This window comes from Vagococcus changpingensis (genome assembly GCF_058211775.1).
Genome location: NZ_JBYVZB010000001.1, coordinates 851,023 through 865,628, shown reverse-complemented (window position 1 = coordinate 865,628; position 14,606 = coordinate 851,023). Strand labels below are relative to the sequence as shown.

Below are 14,606 nucleotides of genomic sequence, written 5' to 3'. Positions count from 1 at the left end.
GAGAATGCTTGAGATAAAAAATGTATCCAAAAGTTTCGGAGAAAAGAAAATTTTAGATGAGGTATCTTACACGTTTCCAATGGGAGAAATTACTGTTATCCTCGGCCCTTCAGGTGGAGGAAAAACCACTTTATTGAGATGTATTAGTGGGTTAGAAACATTCGATGGTGGCACACTACTACTTGATGAGGAAGATTTAACAAAGAAATCTCATCAAGCTATTAATGGAAAAATTGGTGTGGTATTTCAAGATTTTCAGTTGTTTCCTCATTTAAATGTATTAGAAAATATTGTATTAGCACCGACAATGGTCTTAAAACAATCCAAAGAAGAGGCTGAAAAAACCGCTAGAACATTATTAATAACTTTAGGATTAGAGGATAAAGAAAAAGCTTATCCTTTTGAATTATCTGGTGGACAAAAACAACGTGTGGCAATTGCACGTGCATTAGCTATGAAGCCACGTGTATTATGTTATGATGAGCCAACAAGTGCTTTAGATCCAGGTCTTAGTGGTGATGTAGCAGAAGTCATTTTAAATTTAAAATCGCCAGATGTGACACAAATTGTGGTCACACATGATCCAACTTTTGCAGAACGTATTGCCGATAACACTATTAGAGTAGAACCAATAAAATAAAAGGATGGGATGACAATGAAAAAAAGACATATATTAATCGTGGTGTTAGGAATTATGTTATTAGCTGTATCAGCTTGTGGAAGTAAAAAAAGCAGTAATGACTCTAGCAGGACTAATAAAGATAAATGGAGCGAGATAGAAAAAAACAAAAAAGTTGTGATAGGGTTGGATGATACGTTTGTGCCAATGGGATTTCGAGATGAATCAGATAATATTGTGGGATTTGATATTGATTTGGCTAAAGCAGTATTTGCAGAATATGGAATTGATCCTGAATTTCAATCAATAGATTGGTCAATGAAAGAAAATGAATTAAACAATGGGACAATTGATTTAATTTGGAATGGGTATAATATTACGGATGAAAGAAAGGAAAAAGTCGCCTTTAGTGATCCTTATATTACTAGTCGTCAAGAATTAGTCGTGATGAAAGATAATGGTATAACATCATATAAAGACATGAAAGGCAAAATCTTAGGAGCTCAAAATGCGTCAACAGGACAAGATATGATTGATAAAAATCCTGAAGTATTTACAGATGTGATCGCCGATAATGAGCCAGTTTTGTTTGATACTTTTAATGAAGCGTTTATTGATTTAAAAGCCAAACGAATTGATGGATTAATTGTAGATAATGTGTATGCTAATTATTATATAGCGCAACAAAAAAATCCAAATGACTACGCCATTGTTGAAACACCATTTGAAAGTGCAGATTTTGCTGTAGGTATTCGTAAAAGTGATAAAGAGTTAAAAATAAAAATTGATGAAGCTTTTAAAAAATTAAAAGATGATGGAAAAATGAAGAAAATTAGTGAAAAATGGTTTGGAAATGACCAAGCGATTCAATAAAAAAGAGCCTATAATCGGGCTCTTTTTGCTTGTTTAATGGTCAGATAACTTGTATTGATTAATGAGAAGAGTTTCGTTGTATCATGCAGAGAGGATAAGTCAATGCTAATCCATTGTTCTTTATTCATGTGATAGGCTTTATAAAACCCTTCTTTTTGAATAAGGAACTCCGATTAATTCGGTGTCTAATTTAACATCAATGATGATTGTATCTGATGATTCATCTAATCATAATTAGGAGTATTGATATTAGTATCAGAAGATAATAGAAATATCTTTATTTTTTGGCACTTGGAAGATGATGTCAATACATGATGTGACGAATATTTACGTGATAAATAAAAAGGATTAAACACTGAGTTTCTTGAAAAGTATGCTTATTTTTATGATAAAAGATTTAAGCAAATATGGCGTTTAGAAGCAAGTGTGTTCTTTCAAAATTGAATCAATGGTATTTATCAACAAACGCCATATGATTGGATTTTATAATATAAGGTTTTTTCTGAAAATAGTAAGTAAATTAACATGTAAAGTTGTTTGCTTTCCCATAAGTATGATAAAATGTGCTATGTTTTAAATTTATCATTCGTTAATTCATAATGAACAGTTACTATAGATGAATTAACTTAAAAGGAGAGAAGTATGTCAAATCAAGAGGAAATTATAGTTGAAGATAGCAATCAGTTAAATCGAACGATGACGTTCTTTCCTGCTTTATCTACCGTTATGGGGACTGTTATAGGTGGAGGAGTGTTTTTCAAAGCAGCTAGTGTGACGCAATCAACTGGATCAGCTAGTCTAACGCTAATGTCATGGTTTTTAGGCGGTGTGATTAGTATCTGTGCAGGATTAACAGCAGCAGAACTATCGGCTGCTATCCCAGAAACAGGTGGAATGGTGAGATATATTGAACGGGCGTATGGTAAGTTATGGAGCTTTTTATTAGGATGGGCATTAATCATTATTTATTTTCCAGCCAACGTCGCAGCTCTTTCTATTATATTCGGTACCCAGTTTAAAAACTTATTTGGTTTATCCAACTCAGTGATTGTACCAATAGCTATTTTAGTTGGTGGTTCCATTATGTTGATTAATTTTTTAGGAGCCAGAGCTAGTGGAATATTTCAATCGATTACATTGGTTTGTAAGTTAATACCACTTGCCTTAATTGTGATTTTTGGATTACTGAGACAAGGTGACGTAAGCGTCAGTTTATTTCCAGTAACCGCAGGGGCACAAACATCTGGATTTTTCCCAGCGTTAGGAGCAGGATTACTTGCTACTATGTTTGCATATGATGGTTGGATTCATGTGGGAAATATATCAGGGGAGTTAAAAAATCCTGAGCGAGATTTACCAAGATCAATAGCCGGTGGATTGTTTGGTGTTATGGTGATTTATTTATTAGTTAACTTTGTTTATTTAAAAAGTTTACCCATCGAATCATTAGCAGGGAATGAAAATGCTGCGATGGATGTATCAAAACAAATATTTGGAGACTTTGGTGGGAAAATTGTTACAATCGGAATTCTAATTTCTGTATACGGTGCAATTAATGGCTATACAATGACTGGTATGAGAATCCCTTATACTATGGGATTAGATAAACAATTACCATACTCAAATCAATTAGCAAAATTAAATCGTAATAAAGTGCCTTTTATTGCAGGACTTTTTGAGTTAGCAGTAGCAGTTGTCATGATGTTATTAGGTGGATTTGATATTTTAACGGATATGTTAGTATTTGTTATTTGGATTTTTTACACATTGGTTTTTTGTGCTGTGATAAAACTTCGTAAGAAAGAACCTGATTTACCAAGGCCATATAAAGTTCCGTTATATCCATTTATCCCCATTATTTCCATCATTGGGGGAGTATTTATTCTATCCATGACGTTGATTAATCAATTATCTCTTGTCGTCACAGGTTTAGGACTAACAGCTTTAGGTATTCCATTTTATTTATATGCGAATAGAAAAAAAACTAGAAAGTGAGAGGCTTTCTAGTTTTTTGATTAATAAGAGTAACTTATAGTGGGGATTTATTTTTTTAATATCTATCTGGATATGTTATGGATAACTTGATTATTTTATGATAAACTATTTTTAGGTAACGGTTTCATAAAAATAGGAGGTCTGATAGATGGAAACAATAAAAGTAGGTATCGTTGGATTAGGGAGATTAGGTAAGGTTCACGCTCACAATTTAAAAGATAAAGTAGCTAATGCCACATTGTATGCTGCATGTAGTCCCGTTTCAGAAGAGCTAGAGTATGCTAAAAATAACTTAGGTGTACAAGTTACCTATACTGATTATGAAGAGATGGTTAAAGATGAACAACTTGATGCGATTTTTATTGTGTCACCATCAGGGTTACATTGTTCTCAAATACAACTTGGATTAAAATATGGAAAACATGTTTTTTCTGAAAAACCAATCGGACTTAATATTGAAGAAATTAATGAAACGATTCAAGTTGTTAATCAATACCCAAACCAAAAATTTATGCTTGGATTTATGCGACGCTTTGATACGGATTATATGTATGCGAAAGAACTTGTTGATAATGGTGAACTGGGTGACGTAACATTAATTCGTTGTTATGGAATTGATCCAAGTGAAGGTTTAGAAAGTTTTGTTAAATTTGCTGGAGCAAGTAATAGTGGTGGTTTGTTTGCTGATATGTCAATTCATGATATTGATTTAGTTCGTTGGTTTACAGGTCAAGAAGTAAGTAAAGTTTGGGCAATCGGAAAAAATGCTGCTTATAAAGAACTTGATGAAGTGGGAGAACTTGAAACAGGAGCCGCCATGCTTCAGTTAGCTGATAATACTATGGGAATATTAGTAGCTGGTAGAAATTGTCATCATGGGTATCATGTTGAAACAGAATTAATTGGAACAAAAGGCATGCTGCGTATAGCACAAGTACCAGAAAAAAATCTAGTCACTATTATGAATGAACATGGCGTTGTTCGGCCAACCTCACAAAATTTCCCAGAACGTTTTTCTCAAGCCTTTATTAATGAAGCAAATGAGTTTATTGAGTGTATTCTAACTGATAGACAGCCTAGTATTAATGCAATTGACGGATTAGAATCGACAAAAGTAGCACTTGCTTGTAAAGAATCATACGAAAAAAATCAACTAGTTACAATATAAATACAACAAAACAACGCCCTTGAAACATAGTGTTTCAAGGGCATTGTTTTGTGATATCTCATTTACAATTCTCCTGTTAAAAACTGCGCTTTACCAAATGCAAAGCTCCAATCTTCATCATCATTAACAACTAAGTTAATCATAACGTCTTCTTTTCGAATGCCTAATTCATCATTTAAAGCAGCCACTAAATTGTGGTAAAATTGTTTTTTTTGTTCAGTTGTTCTGGGGCGAGTAATAAGACTAAATAGAAGCACATCTTTTGTTCGTTCAAATCCTAAACCAGTATCTAATATTTGCATTTCATATGGTTCGTGTTGGTTGACTATTTGGTATCTATCGCCCACAGGTGCATCAAAGGCTTCTAACATCACTCTATAGGAAATTTTTAGAATTTCTTCTATTTCTTCTTGTTGTCGTCCTTTTATCATATCAATTTTCATTAATGGCATTAAAAGATTCCTCCCATAACTTAGTGATTAAAGTATCTCAAATTTAACCAACATAATCAAATTAAATGCACTAGTTTAGTAAAAGTTAATCAAAAATATTTCTTTTATACTTAAAAATATATGGTTAGATATAAAAAAATATATATTATGATTTGACATAAATGTATAAAAGTAGTATGATTTTTCCATAGAATGTGAAAAGTTAAACAATAGATCGAAAGTAAGTGATGATAGTGAATATTGAACGTTTTATAGAAGCAAGGAGACAAAAAGGGTTTTCGCAAAATGACTTAGCAGAAAATATTTGCACGCAAGCAACGTTAAGTCGGTTTGAAAATAACTCTCAAGTTCCAAATTTAAAGATACTAATTAAACTGTGTGAAAGATTGGATTTACCTTTGAGTGAGTTGTTTCCTAAAGTTGGAATTCGATACACTGATGTAATTGAAATATTAAATCAAGCAGAATTTTTATTAATAACCAGCGAATATCAAAAAGCAAAGAATTTAATGGAAACAATTGATATTTGCAAAATCGAAGACAATGATATTTTGTTAAGGTATCATTATTTGACAGGTTTTTTAATGGTTTTTCAACATGCTAAAATTACCGATATTTTGTTTAATTTTGATCAAATTTTATTAGACAATGGAGAAACTGAAGATATCTATCATCTACTGGCTTACACTGGAATTGGGATGGTATTTGCCAGAGAGAATGATGTGGAAAAAGCAGAGTTTTATTTTAATAAAGTGTTGGAAAAAATCTATCGTTATCCTATAAAAAAAGTAGAAGATACTTGGCGAGTATTAAATATTGTCTATCAATGTGGTGAGTTTTATGCTAGCATTCATGAGCTCGAGGCTAGTAATGTTTTATTAAATTATGCGATAAAAATATGCTCAGATAATCACGTGACGTATTATTTAGCTCGTGCTGCGGCACAGCTTGCACAAAATGCAATAGAAGAAAAGAAAGATAAAAATGACATTTTAGAATTAATTTACGATGCGAGAGCTTATGCCAAAATTAATCGTAATGAGATTAAGTTAAAAGAGTTAAAGCAATTAGAAATTGCTGTTAAGAAAGGATTGTAGGCCATGCAAAATAAAGTGGTCAAACAATTACATTTGATGGGAACAGTAATAGATATTACTGTAGTAGGAAATAAAGCGGAAGAAGTAGTTGAGAAGACAGTTAGAATGCTAGAGTATTATGAAAAAATGTTTAGTGCTAATGACGATACTTCAGAATTAATGAAAATAAACTTTAATGCTGGAAAAACAGATACCATGGTTTCCCCTGAGCTATACAATCTTATTTCCCTAGGCAAGTATCATAGTATTCAGGATGATAGTTTTTTAAATATAGCGATTGGCCCTTTAATAAAAGAGTGGAAAATTGGGTTTGAAGGAGCGTTAGTTCCATCAAAAGAAGTCATTGAAAGTCTATTAAGAAAAACCAATCCAGAAAAAATTATTTTAAGTCCTAATACACATAGTATTCATTTAGAGGATAAACAAATGGAGATTGATCTAGGTGCATTAGCAAAAGGATTCATTGCTGATAAAGTAGTTGAGTATTATAAACAACAGGATATAACGTCGGCTATTTTAAATCTTGGTGGTAATGTGGTGGTCTATGGAGAAAGTCATCATCCAGATGGTTATTTTAGAGTAGGAATCCAACATCCAACAGAACCACGCTCTCATTGTTTAGTAACTATTCAAGCTAAAAATGAATCGATTGTGACGTCTGGTATTTACGAAAGAACGCTAACAGTTGGAAAAACAATCTATCATCACATAATTAATCCAAAGACAGGATATCCAATCGAAACAGATGTCGCTAGTTTGACGATTATTTCTAAACGATCAGTTGATGGAGAAATATGGACAACACGTCTATTTGGTAAAAATACTAAAGATATTATTAGTACTGTGAATCAACTTGATGCTATTGAGTGTGTTGTTATAGATAAAACAAATAAAGTATTTACTTCAGAGATGATTAAAACAAAACTAATGTAAAGAGAGGAAGATTTTTATGGATAAGTATATAGCGATAGTAGGGACAAATTCTGATCAGTCAACAAATCGAAAATTATTGTACTTTATTAGAGATTACTTTAAAAACGAGGCAGATATTGAAATAATCGAAATCAAAGAGTTCCCTATGTTCAATAAACCTGACGATGGAAATTTACCAAGTATTGTAAAAGAAGTAGCGCAAAAAATAGAAGAGGCAGACGGTGTCATTATCAGTACACCGGAATATAATCATGCCGTTCCAGCAGCATTAATGAATGCATTGAATTGGTTATCTTACAATATTTACCCATTTGTGGATAAACCAGTTATGATTACAGGAGCTTCATATGGTACGTTAGGTTCATCAAGAGCACAAAGTCATTTAAAACAAATGCTTGATTCACCTGAGTTAAAGGCTAGAACAATGCCGAGTTCGGAATTTCTATTAAGTCACTCACTTCAAGCTTTCGATGAAAGTGGAAAATTAGTAGATGAGGATCAAATTCAAAAATTACATAGTCTATTTTTAGACTTTAAGCATTTTGTCTATATGACCAATCAATTAATGAGTGCTCACAAACAAAATAAAAAAGAAGCAGAAAACTTTTCATGGGAAAATATTTAAGGAGGAAGTCAAATGAAACTAGTAGGAATTGTAGGATCAAATGCTGATAAATCATATAATCGTACGTTGTTACAATACATAAAAAAACACTTTTCTGATAAATTTGATTTAGAATTAATCGAAATTAAAGATGTTCCATTGTTTAATCAAAGTAATGATCAAACAAATACGCCAGTGATTCAGTCAATAAACCGTAAGATTTTAAATGCAGATGGGGTTATTATTGCAACACCTGAACATAACCATACAATACCAGCCAGTTTAAAGAGTGTATTAGAGTGGTTATCATTTAAAATACATCCACTAGAAAACAAACCAGTAATGATTATTGGTGCTTCATACTATGACCAAGGTTCTTCACGAGCTCAATTACATTTACGACAAATACTTGATGCACCAGGTGTTCATGCTTTAGTCATGCCAGGAAATGAATTTTTACTTGGAAAAGTACGCGAAGCTTTTGATGACAATAATAACCTAAAAGACGCTAAAACTGTTGAGTTTTTAAGTAATGTATTAGATAAATTTTTACGATATGTTGAAGTAATATCTGAGTTAGAAGGAACGAAAAAGCCTGAACTGGAAAAAGAAGATTTATATTGCGAAGGGTCAATCGATACCACAATTGATGGAGTTGACAAGGGAGCTGATGACTGGGTTGAACAAGCATCAGAAAAAGTTCAAGCAGTAGAAGGTGATACTTATGTCAAATTAAATCGTGGTATATTAACGGTTAATCAGTTAAATCATTTCTTTGCCTCAATGCCTATGGAATTAACCTATGCAGATAATAATAATCAATTTTTATATTATAATTACACAAAAGAAGATAAAGATATGTTAGCCTCACGTCATCCAAGTCAAGTAGGGAACCCTCTAGCCTATTGTCATCCAGAAAAAGCATTAAACGGTGTGAATTGGGTTGTTCAGCAGTTACGATCTGGAGCTCAAGATTGCGTAAGAGTACATGTTCCAACGCATGGACCAGATAAATTTGTTGTACATAATTATCAAGCAATTCATGATGATGAAGGAAATTATGCTGGCATAAACGAATACATATTAGATTTTAAACCAATTGTTGATTGGTATTTAAAACAAACAGGTCAAACTTTAACACCAGGAACAGATACAGTCAGTGGAGCTTCAGAATCTTCCAAACATACTGCTTCATCTGATGCGGATGCAGTTTCAAGTGCGTCAAAAACAGAATAATAACTAGACAGTAAAAGACTAAGATGTCCTATCTTGGTCTTTTTTTTGTTCGCAAATAGTAAAGTTACTAGTATAAATTAGTTTATCCTATTGAAAATGAGAAAAAAGTTTATCATAATGAGAAAAACTTAATAAATAATAAACAATATTTTAATCTTATTGTTGTTATTAAATAATCAAAGGGGTAGGTAAATGAAAAAGTCGGTTGTTAAAAAATCTGCAGTACTTATGAGTAGCTTATTATTGTTGTCCACGCCAATTTTAGATGCAACAATTGTATTGGCACAAGAAAATGAGAAAACTAGCGACAAGCAAACAGGGAAAAAGCAGATAGAAGAGAGTTTGAAGAAGTATTTATTGGAGGAAAATGCTTCTGCAAATAAAGCGTATTCTAAAGACTTTTACGCTAGAGTCAACGAACAATTAAAAAAAGATGGGTTAATACAGGAAAAATCATCAGAAACAAAAGTTGATAATAGTCAGCGTATTAGAGTACTAATTCAACTTGATAAAGAAGTGGCTATTGATCATGTTGATTTACCAACAGGCTCTAAGTCTTCTGTTCAATCAATTGAAAAAGCGACAGAAAAAGTAGTAAAAAAACAATCGTCTTTAAAAACTAAAATTGAAAAAATATCCGGCTCACAAGCTAAACGATCATTTGGTTATTTATTAAATGGTTTTTCAATTGATGTCAAAGTAGGCGATATTGAAAAAATTGAAGCGTTACAAGGTGTCATTTCAGTCACACCAGCACAAGTTTTTTATCCAACAGATACGCATGCGAATGCTATTGCTGAAGTTCAAAAGGTTTGGGAAGAAAGAAAACTTCATGGTGAGGGAATGGTCATTTCAATCATTGATAGTGGAATTGATCCGAGTCATAAAGATTTATTTTTATCTAATCCAGAGAGTCGCGTGTTAACAAAGGATAGTATTAACAAAATGGATAAGGGTTCTTATTTTAGTGAAAAAGTCCCATTTGGTTATAACTACGCAGATGGTAGTGATGATATCGTCGATGTGGGTGATGCTGGGATGCATGGACAACACGTTGCAGGAATTGCAGCATCAAATGGTGATGTAAAAGGAGTGGCTCCAGAAGCACAATTACTTGCAATGAAAGTTTTTTCAAATAATAAAAACATTCGTGGGTGTTATAGTGATGATGTCATTGCTGCGATTGAGGATTCTGTCAAATTAGGAGCAGACGTTATTAACATGAGTTTGGGTTCTGTTAGTGCTAACACTGATCCAGAAGATCCACAAAATCAAGCGATTAAACGAGCGAGTGATGCGGGGGTTATTTCAGTTATTTCTGCCGGGAATAACAGTGTTAGTGGAACAAATGACATGCATGATACACCAAAAAATTTACTTGATACTTCAGATATGAGTACTGTTGGAAGTCCTGGTGTAACGACAGAGGCTTTAACAGTTGCTTCATCTGAAAATTCGATTGTGACAATGGAAACGCTACAGGATAAATTAGGACATGCTGTTTTCAATTCAGTACCTGAACTAACAGATGGATCTACCACTATTTTTAGTAAAGTAGAAACAAATTATGATGTATTAAATAGTGAGCGTCAATTAGTTGACGTAGGTCTTGGACGAAAAGAAGACTACACAGACGATATTAAGAAAGCACTTAAAGGAAATATCGCTTTAATTAAACGTGGGGAAATTTCTTTTACCAATAAAGCAAGATTAGCTAAAGAAAATGGAGCTGTTGCTGCTTTTATCTATAATAATACAGATGGTGTCGTTCAAATGTCTCTAGAAGATACTGAATATCCAACGATTGGTCTATCTGATGTAGATGGAGAAGTATTGCTTCAAATCGCTAAAGATAAAAAGCCTGTTGCTTTTACGCTTGGGAAGGCAGAAGTTGATAACAAAATGTATGGTAAAATGTCTGATTTTAGCTCATGGGGACCAACACCTGAATTGAATTTTAAACCAGAAATTTCAGCACCTGGTGGAAATATCTACTCATTAGCTAATGGTAATAAATATCAAACAATGAGTGGGACGAGTATGGCATCACCATTTGTTGCAGGGTCACAGGCATTGATTTTACAAGCAATTAAAGAGAAAAAATTAAATTTAAGTGGAAAAGAATTAGTAAAATTTGCAAAAGACTCAGCTATCAGTACTTCTGTGCCACTGCTTGATGTGTCACATACGAAGGAAATTATTTCACCTAGACGTCAAGGTGCTGGTGAAATAAACGTGGCTTCAGCTATTGAAAATGAAGTAAGTCTTCATTACACACCAACTAAAGATTCAACCATTGCCTTAAAAGAAATTGGTCGCTCGACAACTATCAATGTCACATTAACCAATCATGGAGAAAAAGAAAAAGAGTTTACTGTTAATGATTTTGGTGGGGTATACACTCAAGCAACAGACGCTAATAAAGAAATCTACGATACGAAGATTGAAAAAGCATCTCTGTCAACAGAGAATCAAACCATTAAACTTGCAGCTGGAGAAAGTAAAGAAGTAGTATTCCAGTTAAGTTTGCCTTACTCTTTTGAAGAGCAACAATTTGTTGAAGGATTTATTGGTTTTGATGGCGTGGATACGCCAAATCTTGTGATACCTTATATGGGATTTTTTGGTAAATATTCAACTGGAAACACAATTGATCCATTAATTTACCAAGATGGACATAGTGCTCCTACGGCGTCAGGTTTTTTAGCAAGTAATAATAACTTTATTTTAGGAATGCTTAAAGATGATCAAGGTCAATCAGTTGTTTCTCCTGATGCGATGGCCATCTCTCCTCAAAATAAAGATAACATTCAAGATTATAGTATTCCTTATTTATTTTTCAATCGTAATTTTGCTAAAGCGACTTATGATATTGTAGATGATAAAGGGGAGACGATAAAAGAGTTATATATTGCTAAAAACGGACGAAAAGATTTTTACAATACAAGTTCTGGAAAATGGACAACTCATGTCGTATCTCAAGCAAAATGGTCAGGAACTCAATACGATAAAAAATCAGGAAAAGAAGTATTAGTTCCAGATGGTCGTTACCAATATAAAGTTACGGTGTCATCACAAAGTGATAATTCCGATCAAGTAACGTATATCCCAGTCACAGTCGATAATACAAAACCTAAGATAGAAAAAGTTGAGGTAACAAAGTCTGGGAAACTATTAGTAGATGCAAGTGATAAGTTATCGGGGATTAAGCAAGACGTTGTAGCATTAAGCGTCAATGGCAAGAATTACAAAGTAGCACTTAGACAGATACCACAAGGTGAGGAAAATGCAGGAAAATATGAAACGGTTCAAAAAATTTCAAGTGTCTTTTCACCAGGGAAAAATCAAATCATTCTTGCATTGAGTGATCATGCAGGTAACGTTGAATTTTCTTCAACAATCGAAGAACAAGGGAACCAAGATAATTTATTAATTTACAACGTGTCTCCAAATCAAACCATTAGCCAAAATACAGCAGGGTATAACAAAGAGGACAGCACATTTACTTTAATAGGAAGTTATGCAAAAGATACGTTACTTTATGTGGATGGTATAGAGGTTAAAACATCAAATAAAGGATTATTTGAAGTGAAGGTTCCAATTACTAAAGACAAGACGGATTTTAATTTTACTTTAGACAAAGAAGGAAATGAACCTTTAGGAACATTATCTGTAAAAGTAGATATCGAAGCACCAATTATTCAAGTGCAGGACTTGACAGATGGTGTCATTAATACAACAAAAAATAATTATACAGTAACTGGACAGATAACAGATGCAAAAGAAGCTGTCATATATGATCCAAAAGAAGATGTTTCAACGCCACTGACATTAGATAATGGGGCATTTTCATATGATTTATCGCTTGTTTACGGGGATAATTTATACTTTGTTATTGCGGCTGACGATGCTGGTAATGAATCCGTTCAACAAGTTGTCATTCACTCATCTGGCACGACAAAATTAGATGATACTTTCATTAAATTTGATAATATCGAATCAAGTTTATCTATTATTAATACAGAGAGTCCTGGCTATGATAAGGAAAATAAAGTATTAACCATAACAGGTAAATTAGCTTATCCAGTTAAACAATTTACATTAAATGGAGAGAAAGTTGATTATGATCCAACGACATTAGCGTTTAGCTACCAAATGAAAAATATTTCAACAGGTTCTTATCGATTAACTGCTTATGCACAAGATGATGATTTAAATAATGGTCGACCTGTTGTTAATTATGGCTATACGATTTGGGTAGATGACAAATTACCAACATTAACGTTAGACAATGTAGAACAAGATGAGTCAGGAAAACTTGTAGGCTTTACTAATCATAATCCATATGTAGTAAAAGCAACGATTACAGATAACTTAGCCGGGTATAACTTAAGTATCAATCATAATCACGTTCACACTGATTCAGATTATGATGTGTTTAATGAAGCATTTTTTGCTAATCGACCTGCTGTTGATGTAGCGTATAAAGTAAAAATATTACCTGAAGAAACATCAAAAATGACAGCAACGCTAACAGATTTGGTTGGGAATAAACAACAGTTAGATTTTGATATTCATCATCATAAAGATGAGGCTATTAGTGCGCCAGAGATTACGTCCAATGAAACCTCATTAACCAATAAACCAATTGTTCTAACACCAAAAAATAAAGAGTCTGTCATTAAACACGCAGGGAAATTCAGTGCACCAGAGTTATATTATTCAACTGATCAAAACACTTGGACACTTGTGCCAGATACGATAACGGTCAGTGAAAATGGTGATTATTTCTTTAAATACAGTGACAAATATGGCAATGAATCTCCAGTGACTCATACAGCAATTCAAACTATTCGTTCTGAAGTTAAAGCTCTTCCAACGGTCTCATTAAGCTCATATGGAGGAAAAGAAAAGCAAGTAACAGTTACTTTAGGTATGACGGCAAAGGATGAGCATACAAGTATTAAGTATAGTTTGGACGAAGGGAAAACATGGGAAGATTATAAAGATGCCTTTGTTGTAACAAAAAATAGTGTGCTACAAGTGAAAACGGTTGATACAGCATCTAATGAAAGTCCAGTATTTTCTGAAAATATTATGGTAAAACCATCATCTGTTGAAACGACTGATAGTGGTACACAAACAGATTTACCAACTAAAAAGGAAGATGAATTAACGAAGGATAACGATAAAAAAGGAACAGACTCTGATGATAAATCAAAAGAGGGAAATCCACCTTTTGAAAAAAACAAAGATAACTCAGAAAAAGATAAAGAAGATAAAAAATCCGAAAATAGCGTGATATCGCAAGCACCTATTGGATTTATTGATGGAAATATAAATAAATATAGCGCTACATCAAATCAATCATCAACACAACATACGCAACAAGGCTCTAAAATAACCAAAGCGTTACCTAAAACTGGAGAAGTAGAGAATAAAAAAGTATTTATTTTAGGATTGTTAATGTTGTCATTACTTTCTATTAGTTGGTTTGGTAAACATAAAAAAAATAAAAAAAATAGTTAATACATGAAAAAGAAGAAGGATGGGAAGCCCTTCTTCTTTTTTAATACTTTTCAAATAATCTAGCATAAAATGAGAGTCTTATTTGTTATTGTGGTATAGT

10 protein-coding genes are annotated in these 14,606 nt (G+C 32.9%); 9 read left to right on the top strand and 1 reads right to left on the bottom strand.

All coding sequences use genetic code 11. The annotated features are described in order from the left end of the window. The first annotated feature begins 4 nt into the window (after window positions 1-4). The 4 genes from AC37UB_RS04190 (at window position 5) to iolG (ending at window position 4,655) form a co-directional block, all read left to right on the top strand. Entirely contained in the window at window positions 5-640 is a 636-nt protein-coding gene (locus tag AC37UB_RS04190; RefSeq protein ID WP_117973167.1) for an amino acid ABC transporter ATP-binding protein, read from the top strand. A 9-nt stretch (window positions 641-649) separates the two neighbouring features. Next, on the top strand, window positions 650-1,492 hold the full coding sequence (locus AC37UB_RS04185) for an amino acid ABC transporter substrate-binding protein (protein WP_241699204.1): 843 nt from the start codon (window positions 650-652) through the stop codon (window positions 1,490-1,492). A gap of 642 nt (window positions 1,493-2,134) precedes the next feature. Next, a complete protein-coding gene (locus AC37UB_RS04180) occupies window positions 2,135-3,487 on the top strand; it encodes an APC family permease (RefSeq protein WP_117973165.1) in 1,353 nt (450 codons plus the stop codon). Window positions 3,488-3,635: 148 nt separating this feature from the next. Continuing rightward, window positions 3,636-4,655 carry an inositol 2-dehydrogenase gene (iolG, locus tag AC37UB_RS04175; RefSeq protein ID WP_117973164.1) on the top strand — a complete coding sequence of 340 codons (1,020 nt, stop codon included), beginning with the start codon at window positions 3,636-3,638 and terminating at the stop codon, window positions 4,653-4,655. A gap of 62 nt (window positions 4,656-4,717) precedes the next feature. On the opposite strand, the gene AC37UB_RS04170 is transcribed toward iolG, so the two are convergent. After that, window positions 4,718-5,107, bottom strand: coding sequence for a tautomerase family protein (locus AC37UB_RS04170; protein ID WP_117973163.1), 390 nt, complete (start codon window positions 5,105-5,107; stop codon window positions 4,718-4,720). A 227-nt stretch (window positions 5,108-5,334) separates the two neighbouring features. Between AC37UB_RS04170 and AC37UB_RS04165 the strand changes: the two genes are divergently transcribed. From AC37UB_RS04165 to AC37UB_RS04145, 5 genes are all read left to right on the top strand, one after another. After that, complete coding sequence (locus AC37UB_RS04165) at window positions 5,335-6,204, top strand: helix-turn-helix domain-containing protein (protein ID WP_117973162.1); 870 nt, start codon at window positions 5,335-5,337, stop codon at window positions 6,202-6,204. 3 nt (window positions 6,205-6,207) lie between these two features. After that, complete coding sequence (locus AC37UB_RS04160) at window positions 6,208-7,137, top strand: FAD:protein FMN transferase (RefSeq protein ID WP_490685361.1); 930 nt, start codon at window positions 6,208-6,210, stop codon at window positions 7,135-7,137. Between the two features lie 16 nt (window positions 7,138-7,153). Continuing rightward, window positions 7,154-7,762 (top strand): NADPH-dependent FMN reductase, encoded by a 609-nt coding sequence (locus AC37UB_RS04155; RefSeq protein ID WP_117973161.1) that lies wholly within the window; start codon window positions 7,154-7,156, stop codon window positions 7,760-7,762. A gap of 12 nt (window positions 7,763-7,774) precedes the next feature. Further along, on the top strand, window positions 7,775-8,977 hold the full coding sequence (locus tag AC37UB_RS04150) for an NAD(P)H-dependent oxidoreductase (RefSeq protein WP_490685360.1): 1,203 nt from the start codon (window positions 7,775-7,777) through the stop codon (window positions 8,975-8,977). Window positions 8,978-9,169: 192 nt separating this feature from the next. Continuing rightward, window positions 9,170-14,506 (top strand): S8 family serine peptidase, encoded by a 5,337-nt coding sequence (locus AC37UB_RS04145; RefSeq protein WP_490685359.1) that lies wholly within the window; start codon window positions 9,170-9,172, stop codon window positions 14,504-14,506. Window positions 14,507-14,606: the final 100 nt, after the last annotated feature.